Origin of the sequence: Stutzerimonas marianensis (genome assembly GCF_022810315.1) — a bacterium.
Classification (GTDB): Bacteria; Pseudomonadota; Gammaproteobacteria; order Pseudomonadales; family Pseudomonadaceae; genus Stutzerimonas; species Stutzerimonas marianensis.
In genome coordinates this window covers 223,271-243,678 of the sequence record NZ_JALGRD010000002.1, presented here as the reverse complement: position 1 = coordinate 243,678, position 20,408 = coordinate 223,271, and the positions used below count along the sequence as shown (strand labels likewise).

Genomic DNA, 20,408 nt, shown 5'->3' with positions numbered 1-20,408 from the left:
AGTATAGCGGGCCTGGGCCATCGTCGCGATATGCTAGGGCGGTTTTTATGCCCGTGACGGGCCTGTCGGAATGCCGGTCGTCCAGAACTGGCACGGGCAGCTTGAGATTCGGCGCCACGGCCCGCATCAAGGGCCTGCGCCAGGGTGAAACGGTGTTCGGGCGCATCGCAATCATGAGAGGTCGATATGTCGCAGTTCGAATTGGTCACGCGTTTCAAACCCGCCGGCGACCAGCCTGAAGCCATCCGGCAGATGATCGAGGGCATCGAAGCAGGCCTGTCGCACCAGACGCTGCTCGGGGTGACCGGTTCCGGCAAGACCTTCAGCATCGCCAACGTGATTGCGCACGTCCAGCGCCCAACGCTGGTGCTGGCGCCGAACAAGACGTTGGCGGCCCAGTTGTACGGCGAGTTCAAGGCTTTTTTTCCGAACAATGCGGTCGAGTATTTCGTGTCTTACTACGATTACTACCAGCCGGAAGCCTACGTGCCGTCCTCCGACACCTTCATCGAGAAGGACGCCTCCATCAACGACCACATCGAGCAGATGCGGCTTTCGGCGACCAAGGCGCTGCTGGAGCGGCCTGACGCGATCATCGTCACGACCGTGTCATGCATCTACGGCCTGGGCGATCCGCAGTCGTACCTGAAGATGGTGCTGCACCTCGATCGCGGCGATCGAATCGATCAGCGCGAGCTGCTTCGTCGGCTCACAGGGCTGCAGTACACCCGCAACGACATGGATTTCGCACGCGCGACCTTCCGCGTGCGAGGCGACGTGATCGATGTCTTTCCGGCCGAATCCGATCTTGAAGCCATTCGTATCGAGCTGTTCGACGACGAGGTCGAAAGCCTGTCGGCGTTCGATCCGCTGACCGGGGAGGTGATCCGCAAACTGCCGCGCTTCACCTTCTATCCCAAGAGCCACTACGTGACGCCGCGCGACACGCTGCTCGATGCCATCGAGAACATCAAGGTGGAACTCAAGGACCGCCTCGATTTCCTGCGCAGCAACAACAAGCTGGTCGAGGCCCAGCGGCTGGAGCAGCGCACGCGCTTCGACCTGGAAATGATCATGGAGCTCGGCTACTGCAACGGCATCGAGAACTACTCACGCTACCTCTCGGGTCGATCAGCAGGTGAAGCGCCGCCAACGCTCTATGACTATCTGCCAGCCAACGCGCTACTGGTGATCGACGAATCCCACGTCAGCGTTCCGCAGGTCGGTGCCATGTACAAGGGCGACCGTTCGCGCAAGGAGACCCTGGTCGAGTACGGCTTCCGCCTGCCGTCGGCGCTGGACAATCGGCCGATGCGTTTCGATGAATGGGAGGCGGTCAGTCCGCAGACCATCTTCGTCTCGGCGACCCCCGGCCCTTACGAGGCCGAGCACTCCGGGCGAGTCATCGAGCAGGTGGTGCGTCCGACCGGCCTCGTCGACCCCTTGGTGGAGGTGCGGCCAGCGCTGACGCAGGTCGACGACCTGCTGTCGGAAATCAACAAGTGTGTCGCCAAGGAGGAGCGGGTGCTGGTGACCACGCTGACCAAGCGCATGGCCGAGGACCTCACCGATTACCTGGGTGACCACAATGTCCGGGTGCGCTATCTCCACTCCGACATCGACACCGTGGAACGGGTGGAAATCATTCGCGACCTGCGCCTGGGTGTCTTCGATGTGCTGGTGGGCATCAACCTGCTGCGCGAGGGCTTGGACATGCCGGAGGTGTCGCTGGTGGCGATCCTCGATGCGGACAAGGAGGGTTTCCTCCGCTCGGAGCGCTCGCTCATCCAGACCATCGGCCGGGCGGCACGCAACCTGAACGGGCGGGCGATCCTCTATGCCGACAACATGACCGGCTCCATGGAGCGCGCCATCGGCGAAACCGAACGTCGACGCGCCAAGCAGATCGCGTTCAACGAAGCCCACGGCATCGTCCCGCAAGGCGTATTCAAGGATGTGAAGGACATTCTGGAAGGCGCCACGGTGCCGGGTTCGCGCAGCAAGAAACGGCGCGGCGAAGCCAAGGCGGCCGAGGAGGCCGCGCGCTACGAGAACGAGCTGCGCTCACCGAGCGAGATCACCAAGCGGATTCGCCAGCTGGAGGAGAAGATGCTGGCTTATGCGCGCGACCTCGAGTTCGAAGCTGCTGCCCAGACCCGCGACGAAATCCAGAAGCTGCGCGAACGGCTGTTGCAGGTGTAAGGCGTGGCCGGAGAGGGCGAGTAGGCGCGGGCTCTACTGGCGTCCGACAGCAGCACGGCTGATCGCCGGCAGAGCTGCTTCTACGGGGGAGCCGGTCAGTGTCCTCCGGCGCCGGCTTGCACGCTCTGCGGTAGTGACCGGGTGAGGAGCACCGCGACCATGCTGACTGCCAAGGCCAGGCCGACGAAGTGGAAGGCATCGTTGTAGGCCATGATCATGGCTTGCTGATGGGTGATCTCGCTGAGGCGCCCGAGCGCGGCCTGTTCGCTGCCCAGTTGTGCCGTCAGGCTGGCCAGCCGCTCGGCCACGGCCGGATTCCCCGGTACCACCGATTCGCGCAGATAGTCGAAATAGAGCTTGCCACGGCTGTCGAGCAGGGTGGCGAGCAACGCGATGCCGATGGCACCGCCGAGATTGCGCAGTATGTTGAAAAGGCTGGAGGCGGAGCCGGCGTCCTGCGGTTGCACGTAGGCCGTGGCGATCAGCGAGATGGTCACCATTATCATTGGCTGACCGAGCGCGCGAATGATCTGGATGGGGTGGAACTGGTCGCCGGCGAAGTCCGGGTTGAGCGCGCCCGAGGCGAAGCTGGAGAGGCCGAACAGCAGGAACCCGGCGGCGCAGAGCAGTTTCGGCGCGACCACCTTCATCAGCTTGGGCACCAGCGGGATCAGGAACAGCTGGGGAATCCCCATCCACATGATCACCTGGCCGATCTGCAGCGCGTTGTAGTTCTGGATCTGCGCGAGGTAAAGCGGCAAGAGGTAGATGGACCCGTACAGTCCCAGCCCCATCCCGAGGCTGGCGATACTGGTCAGGCCGAAGTTGCGTTCACGCAGGATGCCGAGGTTGATCAGCGGGTTGGGTCGCGAAAATTGCAGGATGACGAACAGGCTCAGGCTGACTACCGCCACCGACCCGAGCTGCACGATCAGGCTCGATTCGAGCCAGTCCTTGCGATGGCCCTCCTCGAGAAATACCTGCAGGCAGCCAAGGCCGAGAGCGAGGGAGCAGATGCCGGCGTAGTCGGTCCGCTTGAGCAGCTCCCAGTGCGGCGGCTTCCTTTCCAGGCCATAGAGCAGTCCTGCGATCATCAGCAGGCCGGGCGGTACGTTGATGTAGAAGATGTATTCCCAGCCCCAGTTCTCGGTCAGCCAGCCGCCCAGTGTCGGGCCAATCGAAGGGGCGAAGGTCGCCGTGATGGCGAACAGCGCCATGCCCTTGGCTCGATGGTGTTCCGGCAGCTTGATCAGCGTCAGGGTGAAAGCCAGCGGGATCAGCGCGCCACCGGTGAAGCCTTGCAGGGCACGAAAGACGATCATGCTCTCGAGGTTCCAGGCGAAGGAGCAGAGCAGGGATGCGATCAGAAAACCGACCGATACCCATACGGCCAGTCGCCGTGCGGAGAGCAACTGCACCAGCCAGGCGGTCAGCGGGATCATGATGATCTCAGCCACCAGATAGGAGGTGGAAATCCAGGACCCTTCTTCCAGCGTCGCCGATAGCGCGCCCTGAATGTCCTTCAAGGAGGAATTGGTGATCTGGATGTCCAGCACTGCCATGAAGGCGCCAAGCATGGCACTCATCACGGCGATCCAATCGCGGCGGCTGGGCTCGCCTACTGGCCGGACCAGGGCGTCAGCGGCCACGAAGGTCGACCTTGACGTCCACGGACATCCCCGGGCGGATGTGGCCCGCGAGTGGCGAATCCTGGGCGAAGGTCAGCTTGACCGGGATGCGCTGCACCACCTTGGTGAAGTTGCCGGTGGCGTTGTCGGGTGGCAACAGGCTGAACTGCGCCCCCGAGGCAGGGAAGAGGCTCTCGATACGGCCTTCGATGGGGGTGTCGGGGTAGCTGTCGAAGGTCAGCTCGGCGCGCAAACCTTCGCGCATGCGCCCGATCTGCGTTTCCTTGAAGTTGGCCTGCACCCAGACGTCCTCGTCCGGGACGATGGACATCAGATAGGCGCCCACCGCGACGTACTGTCCGGCACGTGCGGATCGCTGACCCACTACGCCGCTGATCGGCGAGCGAATCTCAGTGCGGCCCAGGTTCAACTCGGCTTGCTCGATCTCGGCACGAGCCGCATCGATTTGCGCTTCCAGGCGGCTGATATCGGCTTCTAGCGCTTCGACTTGCTGCCGCTGCGCGCTCAGGTCCGCCTCGGCTTTCTGACGTTGCGAGCGCGCTACCCGGGCATCTGCCGACAGGGTCGTGACGCGCTCTTCGGAAACGAAACCGGGTTTGCGCAGCGCCTCGACGCGCGACAGGTCCAGCTGGCTGCGCTCGAGGTTTGCCTCCGCGGCGCCCACCGCGGCCTGGCTGGCGGCGATGAGGCTTGCCTGTTGCGCCAGACGACTGCGCGCCTGGGCGAGCTCGGCCTCGTGGATGGCCAGGTTGGCGCGGGCTCGCTGCGCGGCAAGACGAAAATCGCCGGGCTCCAGGGAAACCAGCAGATCGCCGGGTGAGACGTGCTGGTTGTCCTGCACGTGAAGGCGCTCGATGCGTGCGGCAAGCTGGCTGGAGACGCGGGTGATCTCGCCTTGAACATAGGCGTTGTCGGTGTGCTCGTAATGGCGACCCACCAGATACCAGTGCGCGAGAAAAGCCGCTACGACCAGCAGGACCAAGGTGATGAAGAGAAACAGTCGGCGTTGCAACGTGGCGGGCATAGCGTCTTCGCTCATGGGCTCGAAGTCAGCCGAGCAATCTAGCAACGTTCCGTTCGAGTAATAAGTCGTTACACTTGCGAAACTTTGTTGCGCAGAGGGAACAATGAATGGGGCTCGACGACGCGCTGATCTTTACCCGCGTGGTGGACTGCCACAGCTTCACCCAGGCCGCCTCCAGCCTCGGCATGCAGAAATCGACCGTCAGCCGGCGCATTGCCCAGCTGGAAGAGCGGCTGGGTGTGCGATTGCTCAATCGGACCACGCGCCGGCTGCGCTTGACCGAGGTCGGTCAGGCCTACTACGAACGCTGCCGACAGATCATGCTCGACTTCGCGGAGGCCGAGCAGGCGGTGATGCAGCTGCAGCAGGCACCCGCCGGCCTCCTGCGTATTACCGCGCCGATCGAGTTCGGGCAGTGGGTGCTGGGTCGTGTCATGGGCGACTTCATGCGCCGGCACCCGGACATCGTCGCGGAGGTCGAGTTGGCCTCCCGAGCGGTCGACTTGCTGGAAGAGGGGGTGGACATCGCCATCGTCGTCGGCCAGCCGGAAGATTCCTCGCTGGTGGCACGCAAACTGTTCGAAGCCAGGCGGCGGCTCTGTGCCAGCCCGGCATATCTCGCCGCTCATGGTGTACCGGCCCGGGCCCAGGACCTGGTCGGCCATCGCGCCATTGGATTGTCGCGCGATCCGGTGCGCTACTGGCCGATCATCGAGCCGCAGGTTGCCTGCCGTCGCGTGCTGACGTGCAACAACATCACCTTCGCCCGCGAGGCGGCGCTGGCCGGCGTGGGCATTGCTGCGTTGCCGACGATGATCAGCGACGCGGAGGTGCGCGACGGTTTGCTGGTGGAGCTGCTCCCGGAGGTCGAGTTGCCGACCGGCGAGGTCTACGCGGTCTATCCATCGAGGCGCTTTCAGGCGATGAAGGTCAAGGCCTTCCTCGATTTCCTGATGGATGCACTGCCTGTCGAGGGCGGTCGGCTGGTGGAGCCAGTCGACGCGCGCCTGTTAACATCGCCCCTTTCCATGCGCTGAGGCTGGCCAAGCCGGCTCAAGCCCGTGGCAGCACTTCCTGAATCCTGATTCCGAGTCCACCATGACCACCGTTCGCACTCGCATCGCTCCGTCTCCCACCGGCGACCCGCACGTCGGTACCGCCTACATCGCACTGTTCAACCTCTGCTTTGCTCGCCAGCACGGCGGCCAGTTCATTCTGCGCATCGAGGACACCGATCAGCTGCGTTCCACACGCGAGTCGGAACAGCAGATCTACGACGCACTGCGCTGGTTGGGGATCGAATGGGACGAAGGCCCGGACGTCGGCGGCCCGCACGGCCCCTACCGTCAGAGTGAGCGCGGCGAGATCTACAAGAAGTACTCGGACGAGCTGGTCGCTAAAGGCCATGCCTTTCCGTGCTTCTGTAGCGCCGAGCGGCTCGATCAGGTGCGTGCCGAACAGATGGCTAACAAGGAAACACCGCGCTACGACGGCTATTGCATGCATATCCCGGCCGAAACCGCGCAGCAGCGCATCGCCGCGGGTGAGTCCCATGTGATTCGCATGAAGGTGCCGAGCGAAGGCGTCTGTCAGGTCGACGACATGCTGCGTGGCACCGTCGAGATCGGCTGGGACCGCATGGACATGCAGGTACTGATGAAGGCCGATGGTCTGCCGACCTATTTCCTCGCCAACGTGGTCGATGACCATCTGATGGGCATCACCCATGTGCTGCGTGGCGAAGAGTGGCTGCCGTCGGCGCCGAAGCTGATCAAACTCTACGAGTACTTTGGCTGGGAGCAGCCCAAGCTCTGCTACATGCCGCTGCTGCGCAATCCGGACAAGAGCAAGCTCTCCAAGCGCAAGAATCCGACCTCGGTGACCTTCTACGAGCGTATGGGCTACCTGCCAGAGGCGATGCTCAACTATCTCGGCCGCATGGGGTGGTCGATGCCGGATGAGCGCGAGAAGTTCACGCTGGCCGAGATGATCGAACACTTCGACATCAACCGCATCTCGCTGGGTGGCCCCATTTTCGATATCGAGAAGTTGTCGTGGCTCAACGGCCATTGGCTGCGCGAACTCTCGGTGGATGCCTTCGCTGCGCAAGTGCAGAAATGGGCCTTCAACCCCGACTACATGATGAAGATCGCACCGCATGTCCAGCAGCGTGTCGAAACCTTCAGCCAGATCGCGCCGCTTGCCGGTTTCTTCTTTTCCGGTGCGCTGAATCTCGATCCGGCGCTGTTCGAGCACAAGAAGCTCGATCTGACGCAGGTGAGACAGGTTCTGCAGCTGACGTTATGGAAGCTCGAAGCCCTGCGCCAATGGGACAAGGAACGAATCACCGATTGCATCCAGACCGTCGCGGCGCAGCTCGAGCTGAAGCTGCGTGACGTGATGCCACTGATGTTCGCGGCCATCACCGGTCAGGCCAGCTCGGTATCGGTGCTCGACGCCATGGAGATTCTTGGCCCGGACCTGACACGCTTCCGCCTGCGACAGGCGCTCGAGTTGCTGGGCGGTGCCTCGAAGAAGGAAGTGAAGGAGTGGGAAAAACTGTTCACCGCGATGGGCTGATGGCCTGACACCACTCGTCGGCGATAAGTATTTGTTCTACTGCTGAAATTCTTCGGTTCGGGATAAAAATTTCGTTGACAGTGTGCAGGGCCGCACCTAATATGCGCCCCGTCCTCGAGACGGGGCTATAGCTCAGCTGGGAGAGCGCTTGCATGGCATGCAAGAGGTCGACGGTTCGATCCCGTCTAGCTCCACCAATCTCGTTGCCACGCTGACCGTTTCGGTCAGTTGCCTTTGAAGGGCTTGCGTCCCCTTCGTCTAGTGGCCTAGGACACCGCCCTTTCACGGCGGTAACAGGGGTTCGAGTCCCCTAGGGGACGCCACTATTCAGATTGCGATGCCCAGGCGTCGCAGGTCGGGAGACGTTAAATCCGGGGCTATAGCTCAGCTGGGAGAGCGCTTGCATGGCATGCAAGAGGTCGACGGTTCGATCCCGTCTAGCTCCACCAATCTCGTTGCCACGCTGACCGTTTCGGTCAGTTGCCTTTGAAGGGCTTGCGTCCCCTTCGTCTAGTGGCCTAGGACACCGCCCTTTCACGGCGGTAACAGGGGTTCGAGTCCCCTAGGGGACGCCACTATTCAGATTGCGATGCCCAGGCGTCGCAGGTCGGGAGACGTTAAATCCGGGGCTATAGCTCAGCTGGGAGAGCGCTTGCATGGCATGCAAGAGGTCGACGGTTCGATCCCGTCTAGCTCCACCAATCCACGACGGGTCGCAGTGGTTTTGCGGTCTGTTTCGCGAAGGTTTCGTCCCCTTCGTCTAGTGGCCTAGGACACCGCCCTTTCACGGCGGTAACAGGGGTTCGAGTCCCCTAGGGGACGCCATTTTTTTGCCCGGTTTGGGCACCAAAGGGTCATTTCTCACGAAATGGCCCTTTTTGTTTTGCGCGCGTTTCAACCGTCCAAACCCTGTCATGGAGCAGTGGCAGGCTGCTGAATAGTCGTTCATAGACGCGTCTGACGGCCATGGCAGGTAGGATACGCAGGCGTAGCGCACACACAGCCAAGCAAGAGGGGTGTCCATGATCTGGGATCGGGCCGAGGGGTACGTCATCGATATCGAAGTGGATGCGTCGCATATCGATGAGCTGGGACATGCGAACAACGCGGTCTATGTGACCTGGCTGGAAAGCTGCGCCTGGCGCCACTCGCAGAGCCTCGGGCTGGGGTTGGCAGACTACCGTCGGCTGGATAGGGCCATGGCCGTGTTGCGTCACGAAATCGACTACCTGGCGGCAGCCTACGAAGGGGATCGCCTGCAACTGGCTACGTGGATCGTCGATTCCGATCAGCGTCTGAAGATGAAACGCAACTTTCAGCTCGTCAGGCCCGCCGACGGTGCGACCTTGCTGCGAGCCCAGACCACGTTCGTCTGCATCCAGTTGTCCAGCGGCAAACCGAAGCGGATGCCATCCGAGTTCGTCGAGGGGTACGGCAAGGCGCTGGTGCAACCTTACCCCCTCGAGCTCTAGCAGCCTGGCCTAGCGCTGTTCCGGTTTGCTGACGTCGGCGTCGCGTCGCTCCTTGGCATCCTCGCGCCAGTCGTCCTGCACCTCGTTCTTCATTTTCTCGTCCATGGTCTTGTCGTTGGCACCGACATTCGCCGTGTCGTTGCGCTGGTGGTTTTCGTTCATGGCGCTGCCTTGAGTATGGGCGGCGCCATGGGTGTCATGCTTCATGTCGTCCTGAGCGGCGATGGCGCTGGCGCCGAACAGGGCTGTGCTCATCGCAAGCGCGGTGATCGTGGCTTTCATCGTTGCCTCCTGGTGGGTTGATCAATCGTTGGGGCTCTTGATTTCCGACTCAGGGGCGTGGGGATTGTTCGGTGGGCGCGCGTGGTGGCGGGCGAGCCTCGGCGTCTTCGCGCTCGGCGCGGCGCCGCCAGACGCTCTGGCAGCGCTGCTGTAAGCCATGGCGCAACCGCAGCCGTTCGTCGGCCAATCCGACAACCGAGGATGTTGCGCTCGGCGTCTTGCGTGGCCGGGCCGATGGCTGTTCGGTGATAATGCGCTCGGCCGGCCGAGCGGCTCGTGGCCAGCCGGTTGAACATGAGGCGAAGACCGTTAACACGCTCCGAAAGATCATCCATGTCGATTGCGACTGCTTCTATGCAGCGATCGAAATGCGCGACGACCCCAGCCTGGCCAACCGCCCGATCGCCGTGGGCGGGCTTGCCGATCGTCGTGGTGTGATCGCGACCTGCAATTACGAGGCGCGCGCGTACGGCGTGCGGTCGGCCATGGCCTCCGGTCATGCACTCAAGCTCTGCCCGGATCTGTTGATCCTGCGTCCCCGAATGGACGCTTACAAAGAGGCGTCCAGGGAAATCCACGGCATATTCCGCACCTACACGGACCTGATCGAGCCGCTGTCTCTCGACGAAGCCTATCTGGACGTCAGTCGCTCCGAACACTTCGGCGGTAGTGCCACACGTATCGCTCAGGACATTCGTCGGCGTGTCTGGCAGCAATTGCGCATCACGGTGTCGGCGGGTGTCGCACCCAACAAGTTTCTCGCCAAGATTGCCAGCGACTGGAACAAGCCGGATGGGCTTTTCGTGATCACACCCGACCAGGTCGATGACTTCGTCGTGGCACTTCCAGTGACCAAGCTGCATGGCGTCGGACGGGTCACGGCCGAGAAGCTCAAGCGCATGGGCATCCAGACCTGCGCCGATCTGCGCACCTGGCGGCGCCTGGAGCTGGTCCGCGAGTTCGGCTCGTTTGGCGAGCGATTGTGGAGCCTGGCGCATGGCGTTGATGATCGTGAAGTGCAGGTCGAAAGCCGCCGGCAATCGGTCAGTGTCGAAAACACCTACGACAGGGATCTGCCTGACCTGGCCGCCTGCCTGGAGCAGTTGCCCGAGCTACTGGATCAGTTGGCCAGGCGCATGGCGCGGCTCGATGAGGGTTACCGGCCCAGCAAGCCCTTCGTGAAGCTCAAGTTTCATGATTTCACCCAGACCACCCTCGAGCAGGCCGGTGCCGGGCTCGAGCTGGACGATTATGCCGATCTGCTCGCCGGCGCCTTTGCCCGTGGCAAGCGCCCGGTACGTTTGATCGGCGTAGGGGTGCGGCTGGTGGATCTTCGTGGTGGATTCGAACAACTGCGCCTGTTCTAGCAACTGCCGAATGCAACAAGGCCACTCATCGAGTGGCCTGTCGGTCTTGCGGATAAAAGAGGGGAGTTCCCGGCCTGCCTGTACCGAGGTCCCCAAAACTGGTTGCCAGTTGTTTTGCATCTGGCGTGCCAGTTTCAGGTCGGACAGCGAGCCATGGGCCCGCTGGGGCGAAGCGGCGGCGCAAGGCCTTGATCGGTAAGGCTTCAGGCGAATTCTGGGCCGCTGCCGCGGTGGAGTCGGGCCGGGGGGCGAATCGGGTGGAAGGCTTGCGCGACCCAGGTGCTGCCTGACGCAAGTGCACGCGGCGCGCCGCGTGCCCAGGTTTGGCGCAGTCAGTTCTGCTCGGGCCAGGCGCGGATCGCGGCACCCTGCGTCGGCCAGAAGCGGAGCTGGTCGATGTTGGAGACATCCCATCGCTCGACCTGCGAAAGCAGCTCGAAGAAGTGCCGCTCCTGCTGCATGATGTGTTCGGCGCAAGCCTTGCGGGTGCTGCCGATCTGGTCGAAGCGCAATTGCTGGCCGTCGAGCTGGTAGCTGGCGAACCAATGATTGCAGCCCGCGTTGCCATACGCCCGGTCTTCACTGAAGGTCAGGGAAATGGGGTTGCGTCCGACCACCGGCTCATCTCCGACCCACTCGACGATATAGGTCACCTCACGCTCCAGAGTGAGCGGTTCGACTGCACAACCTGCCGCGGCGGCCGCGATCAGCGCCACCGGTATGAGCCGTTTCATGAGCGAGCATCTCCGCAAGCAGGGCACAGGTGGCGTCCGGCATCGCTCCGCCAGCCAAGTTCGGCGATGCGCGCCTCGGCGGCGGGCGCCCGGGCTGATTCGCCTTTAGCCGCATCGACCGCAAATTCGAAGTCGAGCCGTTTGCCGCAGCTGTCGCAATCGACCTGCCAGTTCAGGATGGCCAGTTCGCGAAATACCGGCCCGCTGGCCACGGCCGTCCACTGTCCGGGCGGGTTGATGAGGTGGCGAACCTTCTCCACCGTCAACCGCTGGAAAAGGTCGCGACTGCCCTTGAGGGTCACGATCAGGGTATCGCCGGAACGGACATTGCCCCCGTTTCCAGTGACCTGGTAACGACCCGGGACCAGCGCCCGGCATTCGGTGAGGGTGTGGGCGGGGTTGAGGAGGGTGTAGCGGAAATCGTGCTCGGCCATGACTCGCGGGTAGGGCAGTGTGCGGGGCGGCCATCCTAGCACGGCGGATGCTCGTCGGCTGGCTTCTGCTGGAGGTTGGAGCGGCGCCCGTGCGATGGGCGTGCCGCTCCACTCCTCAAGCCGCGCCTGCCTAGTTGCCCTGGCCGAACGTTTCGCCCAGGAAGCGCTGCATATCGCTCCAGGACTGTTCGTCGGCGGCCTTGTCATAGGCCACGTCGACGCCCTTTTCCTGGAATCGGTCAGCGTCGGGATTGGTGAAGCCGTGTTTGGCGCCCGGCAGGTTGACGAGCTGGAAGTCGGCGCCGGCCTTGACCATTTCGGCGCTGAGCGCCGCGACATCGTCGCTGCTGACCATGCTGTCGGCGCTGCCATGCTCGACCAGTACGCGTGCCTTCACGCTACCCGGGACCGCGCGCGTCTGGGTCGCCAGCGCGCCATGGAAACTCACCACGCCATCGAGCGGGACGCCCTGGCGCGCCATGTCGAGCACGACCTTGCCGCCGAAGCAGTAGCCCACGGCGGCGAGCTTGTCGGCATCGGTCTGTTGTTGTTCCCGGAGCAGGTCCATGCCTGCGTTGAAGCGCGCCTTGGCGGCATCGGCATCTTTCAGCGCCGCCTGCATGAAACTCATGGCGTCCTTGGGGTGCTCGGTGTTCTTGCCTTCGCCATACATGTCGATGGCCAGGGCGCTGTAGCCGAGTTCGGCCAGGTCGCGTGCGCGGCGCTTGGCGTAATCGTTCAGGCCCCACCATTCATGGACCACGACGACCCCCGGGCGCTTGCCTTCGACGGCATCGTCGTAGGCGTAATAGCCAACCATTTTCGTGCCGTCGGCGGCGGTATAGGGAATTTCACGGGTCTGGACCTCGGCGTGGGCCAAGGCACTGGCGGCCATGAGGGCGCCGAGCAGGCAGATGCGCATGGGGGACTCCTTGTGCTGTGTTCGGGTCGATTCAGGCAACTGGATAGCCGTTGTTCGACTCGAGCGCAAGGATGAGGTTCAGGCGGGTGGCGCAGAGGGGCAGCGACGTGGCCGGCCGTGACCGGCCACGTCTCAGGGGCGGTTACCAGCCGGGGACGCCGTGCATATCCGGCAGGCGGTGTGCGATGCCTTTATGGCAATCGATGCAGGTGGCTTCGCCCTTGGCCAGGGCGGTGGAGTGGAACTGGGCCGCTCGTGGGGATTGCTTGGTGAAGTCCATGTAGTCGAAGTTGTGGCAGTTGCGACATTCCAGCGAGTCGTTCGCCTTCAGCCGACGCCATTCACGCTCGGCCATCTCGCGGCGCATGCCAAGGAACTTCTCGCGCGTATTGATGGTGCCGAAGATCTTGCCCCAGACCTCCTTCGAGGCCTGCATCTTGCGCGCGATCTTGTCGGTCCATTCGTGCGGTACGTGGCAATCGGGGCAGGTCGCGCGTACACCTGAGCGATTGGTGTAGTGGATGGTGTCCTTGATTTCCATGTACACGTTGTTTTCCATCTCGTGGCATGAAATGCAGAAAGTTTCCGTATTGGTCGCTTCCAGCGCGGTGTTGAAACCGCCCCAGAAGATGATGCCGGCAATGAACCCGCCCAGTGTCAGCACGCCCAGGCTGTAATGCACGCTTGGGCGGCGCAGGACCGTCCAGTACCGCTTGAGAAACGACAGTATCGACTTCATCCGGCGCCCCTTACTGTTCGGCCTGTTCGGTTTCGCGATACAGCAGCTCGTCGATGTTCTCGAAGTCGTTCTGCACCAGCGGTTTCACGTCATGCTGCACCACATGGCACTGGGTGCAGAAGTAACGGCGGGGGGCGACCGTGCCCAGTGTCTGGCTATCACGATCGGTGAAGTGCGTGATGCTGATCATCGGCGCCTGGGTGCGCGCGCTATTGGCGCGGCTGTGGCAGGCGAGGCAGCGGTTGCCGTTGGTGTCGACCTGATACCCGCGAATTGTGTGCGGAATGGTCGGCGGCTGTTCCGGATAGTTGCGCTCGCGGCGAAGGTCCTTGTTCTCCTCGTCCCGTAGCGGCGGTGGGGTGAATTCCTGGGTGAGGGTGCCACCCGGCCGGCGACCGTCTGGCGCAGGTGCATCGAGCGGGTAGTTGGGCTCCGCGGCCACGGCGAGGCCGATCACCGCGAGGAGCGTCAAAGGCAGTAGACGAAATTTCATGGTGACTCTCCTCAGGCGATGCTGACCACTTCGATCTTCACGGCACACTTCTTGAAATCGGTCTGCTTGGAGATCGGGTCGGTGGCGTCGAGGGTGACCTTGTTGATCAGTTTGTTGGCATCGAAGAAGGGCACGAAGACCAGCCCTTTCGGCGGCTTGTTGCGCCCGCGGGTTTCGATGCGGGCCTGCATCTCGCCACGCCGGCTGATGACTTTCACCACGCTGCCGCGCCGCGCCTTGAGGTCTCGCGCATCGTCCGGGTGCATGTAAACCAGCGCATCGGGCACCGCGCGGTGAAGCTCGTCGACCCGCTGGGTCATGCTGCCGGTATGCCAGTGCTCCAGCACGCGACCGGTGCTGAGCCAGAACGGGTATTGCTCGTCGGGAATTTCCGCCGGCACCTCGTAGGGCAGGGCAAAGATGATGGCCTTGTTATCCGGGTAGCCGTAGAACTGAACCCCGGCGCCTTTCTCGACGTAGGTGTCGTAACCCTCGCGATAGCGCCAGCGGGTTTCCTTGCCGTCCACCACCGGCCAGCGCAGGCCGCGCTCCTGATGGTAGAGGTCGAACGGGCCGAGATCATGGCCATGCCCACGGCCGAACTCGGCGTATTCCTCGAACAGTCCCTTCTGGACGTAGAAGCCGAAATGCTCCGCTTCGTGGTTGCGGTAGCCTTCTTCGATGTCCGCGTTGGGGAAGCGGTCGACCTGACCGTTCTTGAACAACACCTCGAACAGCGTCTTGCCTTTGAGCTCCGGCGCCTTGGCGAGCAGCTCGGCGGGCCAGACCTCATCGGTGGTGAAGCGCTTGGAAAATTCCATCAACTGCCAGAGGTCGGAGCGTGCTTCGCCGGGCGCATTGACCAGCTGGTGCCAGAAGTGAGTGCGCCGTTCGGCGTTGCCGTAGGCGCCTTCCTTTTCCACCCACATTGCAGCGGGCAGGATGAGATCGGCGGCCTGGGCCGAAACCGTCGGATACACGTCCGAGACGACCACGAAGGTCTCGGGGTTCCGCCAGCCGGGCAGCACCTCCTGCATGATGTTGGGACCGGCCTGCATGTTGTTGGTCGCCTGGGTCCAGTAGACCTTGAGGCCGCCGTCCTTCAGCTCGCGGCTCTGCTGCACCGCGTGGAAGCCGGGCTTCTCCTGTATCGTGCCTTCCGGCAGTTTCCAGATCTTCTCGGTGACGGCGCGGTGCTTCGGATTGGTGACTACCATGTCGGCAGGCAGGCGATGCGAGAAGGTGCCGACTTCACGTGCGGTGCCGCACGCCGAGGGTTGCCCGGTGAGCGAGAAGGGGCTGTTGCCCGGTTCGCTGATCTTTCCGGTCAGCAGATGGATGTTGTAGATCATGTTGTTTGCCCAGACACCGCGGGTGTGCTGGTTGAAGCCCATGGTCCAGAACGACATCACCTTGACCTTCGGATCCGCGTACAGCTCGGCCAGTGCCTTGAGGCGCTCGGCGGGCACGCCGGATTCGTGCGCGGCGTGTTCGAGGGTGTAAGGCTTGAGGAACTCGGCATAGTCCTCGAAGCTGATATCGGTCCAGCTAGCCGCGACGGCCGCGTTCTCGGCCTTCAGTTCGCGTGGGTCGGTCGGGCGCAGCCCGTAGCCGATATTGGTCGCGCCCTTGGCGAAGCGTGTGTGGTTCCTGATGAAGTCTTCGTTGACCGCACCGCTCTGGATGATGTGGTTGGCGATGTAGTTGAGGATCACCAGATCGGTCTGCGGATTGAAGACCATCGGGATGTCGGCGAGGTCGAAGCTGCGGTGCTCGAAGGTAGACATCACCGCCACTTTCACATGCGGTGCGCTGAGGCGGCGATCGGTCACCCGGGTCCAGAGAACGGGATGCATCTCTGCCATGTTCGAGCCCCACAGCACGAAAGCGTCGGCCGCTTCGATGTCGTCGTAGCAGCCCATGGGTTCGTCCATGCCGAAGGTGCGCATGAAGCCGACCGCGGCCGACGCCATGCAGTGGCGCGCGTTCGGGTCCAGGTTGTTGGAGCGGAAACCGGCCTTCATCAGCTTGTTCGCGGCGTAGCCTTCCCAGACCGTCCACTGGCCGGAGCCGAACATGCCGACGGCGCTCGGGCCGCTTTCCTTCAACGCCGCCTTGTATTTCTCTTCCATGATGTCGAAGGCCTGCTCCCAGCTGACCGGCTGGAACTCGCCCTGCTTGTCGTACCGGCCGTCCTTCATGCGCAGCAGGGGTTGGGTCAGCCGGTCGCTGCCATACATGATCTTCGACAGGAAGTAGCCCTTGACGCAGTTGATGCCGCGGTTGACCTCGGCCTTCACGTCGCCGTGGGTCGCAACGACGCGGTCGCCCGAGGTGGCGACCATCACGCCGCAGCCGGTGCCGCAGAAGCGGCAGGGTGCCTTGTGCCACTTGAGTTGGGTGGCCTCCGGACCGGTCACCAGATTGCTGGCGCTGGTGGCGATGGGCAGGCCTGCTACGGAGGCCGCGATGGCGGCCGCATTGGCTTTGGCGAATTGACGACGGGTGAGGCTCATTCAGGCTCTCCTTCGAGAGTGAGGAGTTCGTGATAGATCAGGGCGGCGTTCAGTACGCCGGGTATCTGCTGGATTCGGTCGATGGTTTCGAGGATGCGCCGTTCATGTTCAGCTTCGATGACGACCACGATCTTTCCGGCCGGGCTCGTTTGGTGCAATTCGATATCGGGGAGCAGGCTCAGGTTGCCCTTCACCGCGTCGATCAGCTCCGGGCGGCAATGGACGAGCAGGCTCGCGATATGCAAGACGTTATTCATGGGCGGCAGCGTGTCTTAGTGATCGGGGAGAGCGGTCGATTCGTCAGCTGGGAGGGCCGGGGGGGCCGAAGACGACCAGCTGGCTGATCCAGACGATGAAGCCGTAACCGGCAACGGTCACGACGCTCAAGAGAGGAAATAGAAATACCAGTAGAAAGATGAAAAGCTTGGTTTCCTGGGCTTTTCCAGCGGGGGCTGGGTCGGTCTGAGTGGCCACTGCGTTCACCTTTGTCACTGCGATTGTCATGGCAGGAGTCTAGGTAAAGGGAATCGGCCTTTCAAAACCATTCGTCCACAAAGCATAAGGTTATTGCTGCTAATTCCACTTTTCTTGATCCAGCGCAAGCGAACCCGCCTACACCGCGCGTTTCGGATGAGCGGCAGGCGGCGCCAGCCGGGTCCACGGCTGTATTCTGCGCGTGATAGGCTTCGCACCCCTTCGCTTCATGCTCGCTGCTCGACTGCCAACATGCCCCTTGGATCCGCTTCCGCCGCGCACCTCAAACGCGGCACATCCGGCTATCGCCGGGCCACGCTGGCGCTGTTTTGTGCCGGCTTTGCCACCTTCGCCATACTGTATTGCGTTCAACCGCTGCTGCCGCTTCTGGCTGCACACTTCAGAGTGTCGGCGGCAAGTAGCAGCCTTGCGCTCTCGCTGACCACGTTGTCGCTCGCGTTGTGCCTGCTGGTTTCCGGCGCGCTGGCGGAAAGCTGGGGACGCAAGCCGGTCATGGTGAGCGCGCTCGCCACTGCCAGTCTGCTGGGGCTGGCCTGTGTCTGGGCGGATTCGTGGCATACGCTGCTGGTGCTGCGCGCGCTGCTCGGGCTGGCACTGAGCGGCTTGCCGGCGCTGGCGATGGCTTATGTCGGCGAGGAGTTCGAGCCCGAATCGTTGCCAGCGGCTATGGGGCTGTACATCGGCGGCACGGCCCTGGGCGGGCTGCTGGGACGCCTGCTTTCGGGCTTGCTGAGTGACATCGGCGGTTGGCAACTGGCGCTGGGCGGGATCGCCGGGCTCGGCTTACTGTCGCTGGGCCTGTTCGCCTGGCTGCTGCCCCGGTCGCGACACTTCAGCGCACAACCGCTTTCGCTCCGTGGGCTGCTGGGCAATTTCGCCCGGCACCTGGGTAATCCCGTCCTGCGCAACCTCTTCATGCAGGGCTTTCTGTTGATGGGCGGTTTCGTCGCGCTGTTCAACTACATCGGCTTTCGCCTTGCCGGCGAGCCGTTCGGGCTGTCTTCCACGGTGATCGGCCTGCTGTTCGTGGTGTACCTGGCGGGCATTTTCAGCGCGGGTTGGGCGGGGCGTCTGGTGCCGCGCTTTGGTGCTCGCGCGGTGTTGCAAGGCGGCGTTGCGCTGATGCTGTGCGGGGTCGCGCTCTGCTCGGCGCCTTGGCTGATCGCGATCGTCGCCGGGCTTGCCCTGTTCACTCTGGGTTTCTTCGCGGCCCATGCGGTCGCCAGCGGCCAGGTCGGCAAGCATGCGGCGGGGGCCAAGGCGCAGGCCTCGGCGCTATACCTGTGTGCGTATTACCTGGGCTCGAGCGTGATCGGGTACGTGGCGGGATATGTCTGGGAACACAGTGGCTGGCTGCCTCTGATGGCTGTGCTTGCTGCGCTTTTCGTGCTGGCCGGTTGGCGCGCCAGGGCGCTCTAACATCACTCCAGTCGTTGTTCGCCGCTGAACACCAGGGTCGCGCGGCACTGGAGGCAATAGTAGCGTCGGCCTTTGCGTACCAGTGCATGGCGCTGAGCGGTGAAGGGAAAGTCCTGTCCGTCGCAGCGGCACCGGTAGATGAAGCGATGCGCCTGGCGCCGTGCGATCTCATAGGTGTGGCAACGGTCCGGCGTGAGTTCGTATACGCCGCGCATGATCAGTTGCCATTCTTCGCCGTGCGGGCGAATGCGGCCGCCGAACATCTGGTGCGCGATCAGGTGTGCGACCTCATGGGCGACGGTCTGCTTGAGAAAGTGCTCGCGGTTCTCCCGATACAACTGCGGGTTGAAGCGCAGCAGGTTCTGATCGAGGTGGGCCACGCCAGCCTTCTGGCCTCTGAGCTTGAAGCTCACCTGCGGGCGCTCGAACCGGCGGTTGAAAAACGCCTCGGCCTGCCTGTAGCAGGCCTCGACGCGTGCGTGAAGCTGATCGGGCATTGGGGTCTCCAGAGAAGCCGGGATTATGCCCCAACGACCGATATCGGCAACCGGTCAAAGACCGCCGGGCTCCTCCTGTGGCCGCTCTTCAGTGGAGTAGCCCTGATTTTCCACCGTGTTGCGCTCGTAGGTTGGTTCCAGCCGCAGGTGCCAGAAGAGGATCATGCTGACCATCACCGTGACGAGCACGAGCAACGCTACGCCCCAGATCGAGCTGGCGTACAGGAAGCTCTGCGAGTTGCGCTGGCGCATGAACGCGGGTAGCCCGGTGAACAGCAGGTAGGTCGAGTAAATACCTGCAAGGAGCAAGACGATGGCGGCGAACCAGCGATTCGGGTAGAGCCCGGTGACTCCAGCCAGCAGGAAGGGCGTGATGACGTACGCCACGAAGCCGATGCACTGGTTCAGGCTAGGGCGTACCTCGAACGCCTTTGCCATCCAGCGCACAAAGGCGCCCATGATGAGCGTCCCGATGATGATGGTCAGATAGAGCAGCAGGCACAGCTGCAACGCGCTCCCCGCATCCAGCCGCACGCGCTCGTCCTCGACGAGGCTCCAGCCGACGACGGTGACGCCGATGAACAGGCATACCGCTGGGATGAGCGCCAGCACCAGCAAGTGAAACAGGTAATGCAGGCTGTTGGCGTCTTCCTTTTGGCGGATGGTTTCCCACGCGCGGTCCGGGCGAGTGAACAAGCTGATGAATTCTGGGGTCATGGAGCCTCCTGATGCCTGGGCTTGAGCGCCGCTGTTGCGGTTTAGACGCTCAAGGTCGGCAGGGATTCCAAACCATGACGGGCCCGCTTCGGGCGGAAAGAGGCAAGCGAAACGGCGCGGCCGGCCGGGGCGAACCCCTGGACCGACCGCGAGGGGGTGGGTCAGCGCACGTAGATCGGGCCGATGCCCATGCCCCACATGATCACCGACAGGGCGATGATGGCTACCAGCACCACGAGCCCGACCGCAAGCACCGAGCTTGAGAAAAGGAAGCCCTCATCGGACGGTATGTTCATGAAGGTCGGCAAGCCGACATACAGCAGGTACGCCGTATAGCAGATGGCTGCCGTGCCGACGATCATGCCCAGCCAGATGTGCGGATAGAGCGCCGCCAGGCCGCCTACGAACAAAGGCGTCGCGGTGTAGGCAGCGAATACGATGCATTGCACCAGGGTGGGGTTGGCGTCGTAGGTGCGCGACATCCAGTGGATGAATCCGCCCATGACCGCAACGCCCGCAAGCATCGCGAGGTAGGAGAGCCCCGTCAGAAGCAAGGCGCTGCTTTCGGTGAGCTTCACGGCCTCGCCGCCGTTGATGCTCCAGCCCACTTGCGTGGTTCCGATGAATGCCGAAATGGCCGGGATGGCAGCCAGCACCGCCACCTCACCGAGGTGAAGATGCCCGACCTCACGTTCCTCGCCGGTAATCTCCTGCCATTCCTGGCCAGGGTGTGCAAACAGTCCCCAAACATGGTTGATCATGCCAGCGTCTCCTCTGTTTTGGAGGGCCGCTTCGCCTGGCGTTCCGTCAGTTGGACGGGCGTGCGACCTTAAGTCGCAGTATAGGGTTGCAGCGGCACGGCGCAC

At 62.9% G+C, this 20,408-nt stretch carries 20 protein-coding genes and 6 tRNA genes; 12 read left to right on the top strand and 14 right to left on the bottom strand.

The window, feature by feature from the left end; translation table 11 throughout:
* The first annotated feature begins 186 nt into the window (after positions 1 to 186).
* Complete coding sequence (gene uvrB / locus MST27_RS04215; RefSeq protein WP_243604758.1) at positions 187 to 2,202, top strand: excinuclease ABC subunit UvrB; 2,016 nt, start codon at positions 187 to 189, stop codon at positions 2,200 to 2,202.
* Positions 2,203 to 2,297: 95 nt separating this feature from the next.
* Here the strand turns inward: uvrB and MST27_RS04210 are convergent, their stop codons facing one another.
* Both MST27_RS04210 and MST27_RS04205 read right to left on the bottom strand, forming a co-directional pair.
* Positions 2,298 to 3,851 (bottom strand): MDR family MFS transporter, encoded by a 1,554-nt coding sequence (locus tag MST27_RS04210; protein ID WP_476756125.1) that lies wholly within the window; start codon positions 3,849 to 3,851, stop codon positions 2,298 to 2,300.
* Entirely contained in the window at positions 3,841 to 4,875 is a 1,035-nt protein-coding gene (locus MST27_RS04205) for an HlyD family secretion protein (RefSeq protein WP_243605049.1), read from the bottom strand. Before MST27_RS04205 ends, MST27_RS04210 begins: the two co-directional genes overlap by 11 nt.
* Positions 4,876 to 4,982: 107 nt before the next feature.
* On the opposite strand from MST27_RS04205, the gene MST27_RS04200 reads away from it, so the two are divergent.
* The 9 genes from MST27_RS04200 to MST27_RS04160 all read left to right on the top strand — a co-directional run bounded on the left by MST27_RS04200 (position 4,983) and on the right by MST27_RS04160 (position 8,927).
* Complete coding sequence (locus tag MST27_RS04200; protein WP_243604757.1) at positions 4,983 to 5,912, top strand: LysR family transcriptional regulator; 930 nt, start codon at positions 4,983 to 4,985, stop codon at positions 5,910 to 5,912.
* A 61-nt stretch (positions 5,913 to 5,973) separates the two neighbouring features.
* On the top strand, positions 5,974 to 7,455 hold the full coding sequence (gene gltX / locus MST27_RS04195; protein WP_243604756.1) for a glutamate--tRNA ligase: 1,482 nt from the start codon (positions 5,974 to 5,976) through the stop codon (positions 7,453 to 7,455).
* A gap of 121 nt (positions 7,456 to 7,576) precedes the next feature.
* Positions 7,577 to 7,652 (top strand) — tRNA-Ala (locus tag MST27_RS04190).
* 50 nt (positions 7,653 to 7,702) lie between these two features.
* A tRNA-Glu gene (locus tag MST27_RS04185) sits at positions 7,703 to 7,778 on the top strand.
* Positions 7,779 to 7,828: 50 nt separating this feature from the next.
* Positions 7,829 to 7,904 (top strand) — tRNA-Ala (locus MST27_RS04180).
* Between the two features lie 50 nt (positions 7,905 to 7,954).
* Positions 7,955 to 8,030: transfer RNA gene (locus MST27_RS04175), tRNA-Glu, on the top strand.
* 50 nt (positions 8,031 to 8,080) lie between these two features.
* Positions 8,081 to 8,156: transfer RNA gene (locus tag MST27_RS04170), tRNA-Ala, on the top strand.
* A 48-nt stretch (positions 8,157 to 8,204) separates the two neighbouring features.
* Positions 8,205 to 8,280 (top strand) — tRNA-Glu (locus MST27_RS04165).
* A gap of 197 nt (positions 8,281 to 8,477) precedes the next feature.
* Positions 8,478 to 8,927, top strand: coding sequence for an acyl-CoA thioesterase (locus MST27_RS04160; protein WP_243604755.1), 450 nt, complete (start codon positions 8,478 to 8,480; stop codon positions 8,925 to 8,927).
* 9 nt (positions 8,928 to 8,936) lie between these two features.
* Here MST27_RS04160 and MST27_RS04155 read toward each other — a convergent pair whose 3' ends face one another.
* The gene (locus tag MST27_RS04155) at positions 8,937 to 9,209 is read right to left on the bottom strand and encodes a hypothetical protein (protein WP_243604754.1); all 273 of its coding nucleotides are present in this window, start codon (positions 9,207 to 9,209) and stop codon (positions 8,937 to 8,939) included.
* 368 nt (positions 9,210 to 9,577) lie between these two features.
* Here MST27_RS04155 and dinB point away from each other — a divergent pair, with 368 nt between their 5' ends.
* Positions 9,578 to 10,576, top strand: a complete 999-nt coding sequence (dinB, locus tag MST27_RS04150) for a DNA polymerase IV (RefSeq protein ID WP_243604753.1) — start codon at positions 9,578 to 9,580, stop codon at positions 10,574 to 10,576.
* A 332-nt stretch (positions 10,577 to 10,908) separates the two neighbouring features.
* Here the strand turns inward: dinB and MST27_RS04145 are convergent, their stop codons facing one another.
* The 8 genes from MST27_RS04145 to MST27_RS04110 all read right to left on the bottom strand — a co-directional run bounded on the left by MST27_RS04145 (position 10,909) and on the right by MST27_RS04110 (position 16,888).
* A complete protein-coding gene (locus MST27_RS04145; protein WP_243604752.1) occupies positions 10,909 to 11,310 on the bottom strand; it encodes an META domain-containing protein in 402 nt (133 codons plus the stop codon).
* Positions 11,307 to 11,744 carry a hypothetical protein gene (locus MST27_RS04140; RefSeq protein ID WP_243605048.1) on the bottom strand — a complete coding sequence of 146 codons (438 nt, stop codon included), beginning with the start codon at positions 11,742 to 11,744 and terminating at the stop codon, positions 11,307 to 11,309. Before MST27_RS04140 ends, MST27_RS04145 begins: the two co-directional genes overlap by 4 nt.
* A 130-nt stretch (positions 11,745 to 11,874) precedes the next feature.
* Positions 11,875 to 12,666, bottom strand: a complete 792-nt coding sequence (locus MST27_RS04135; RefSeq protein WP_243604751.1) for a dienelactone hydrolase family protein — start codon at positions 12,664 to 12,666, stop codon at positions 11,875 to 11,877.
* Positions 12,667 to 12,808: 142 nt separating this feature from the next.
* The gene (locus MST27_RS04130; RefSeq protein WP_243604750.1) at positions 12,809 to 13,405 is read right to left on the bottom strand and encodes a cytochrome c3 family protein; all 597 of its coding nucleotides are present in this window, start codon (positions 13,403 to 13,405) and stop codon (positions 12,809 to 12,811) included.
* Between the two features lie 10 nt (positions 13,406 to 13,415).
* The gene (locus tag MST27_RS04125; RefSeq protein WP_243604749.1) at positions 13,416 to 13,898 is read right to left on the bottom strand and encodes a nitrate reductase cytochrome c-type subunit; all 483 of its coding nucleotides are present in this window, start codon (positions 13,896 to 13,898) and stop codon (positions 13,416 to 13,418) included.
* A gap of 11 nt (positions 13,899 to 13,909) precedes the next feature.
* A complete protein-coding gene (napA, locus tag MST27_RS04120; RefSeq protein WP_243604748.1) occupies positions 13,910 to 16,414 on the bottom strand; it encodes a nitrate reductase catalytic subunit NapA in 2,505 nt (834 codons plus the stop codon).
* Positions 16,411 to 16,671 carry a chaperone NapD gene (locus tag MST27_RS04115; protein ID WP_243604747.1) on the bottom strand — a complete coding sequence of 87 codons (261 nt, stop codon included), beginning with the start codon at positions 16,669 to 16,671 and terminating at the stop codon, positions 16,411 to 16,413. The genes napA and MST27_RS04115 overlap by 4 nt, the downstream gene beginning before the upstream one ends.
* Before the next feature lie 43 nt (positions 16,672 to 16,714).
* A complete protein-coding gene (locus MST27_RS04110) occupies positions 16,715 to 16,888 on the bottom strand; it encodes a periplasmic nitrate reductase, NapE protein (RefSeq protein ID WP_243604746.1) in 174 nt (57 codons plus the stop codon).
* A 252-nt stretch (positions 16,889 to 17,140) separates the two neighbouring features.
* Here MST27_RS04110 and MST27_RS04105 point away from each other — a divergent pair, with 252 nt between their 5' ends.
* The gene (locus MST27_RS04105) at positions 17,141 to 18,328 is read left to right on the top strand and encodes an MFS transporter (protein ID WP_243604745.1); all 1,188 of its coding nucleotides are present in this window, start codon (positions 17,141 to 17,143) and stop codon (positions 18,326 to 18,328) included.
* A 2-nt stretch (positions 18,329 to 18,330) separates the two neighbouring features.
* Here MST27_RS04105 and MST27_RS04100 read toward each other — a convergent pair whose 3' ends face one another.
* The 3 genes from MST27_RS04100 to MST27_RS04090 form a co-directional block, all read right to left on the bottom strand.
* The gene (locus tag MST27_RS04100; RefSeq protein WP_243604744.1) at positions 18,331 to 18,825 is read right to left on the bottom strand and encodes a SprT family zinc-dependent metalloprotease; all 495 of its coding nucleotides are present in this window, start codon (positions 18,823 to 18,825) and stop codon (positions 18,331 to 18,333) included.
* Positions 18,826 to 18,879: 54 nt separating this feature from the next.
* A complete protein-coding gene (locus MST27_RS04095) occupies positions 18,880 to 19,542 on the bottom strand; it encodes a Yip1 family protein (RefSeq protein ID WP_243604743.1) in 663 nt (220 codons plus the stop codon).
* Positions 19,543 to 19,703: 161 nt separating this feature from the next.
* The gene (locus MST27_RS04090) at positions 19,704 to 20,303 is read right to left on the bottom strand and encodes a Yip1 family protein (RefSeq protein ID WP_243604742.1); all 600 of its coding nucleotides are present in this window, start codon (positions 20,301 to 20,303) and stop codon (positions 19,704 to 19,706) included.
* Positions 20,304 to 20,408: the final 105 nt, after the last annotated feature.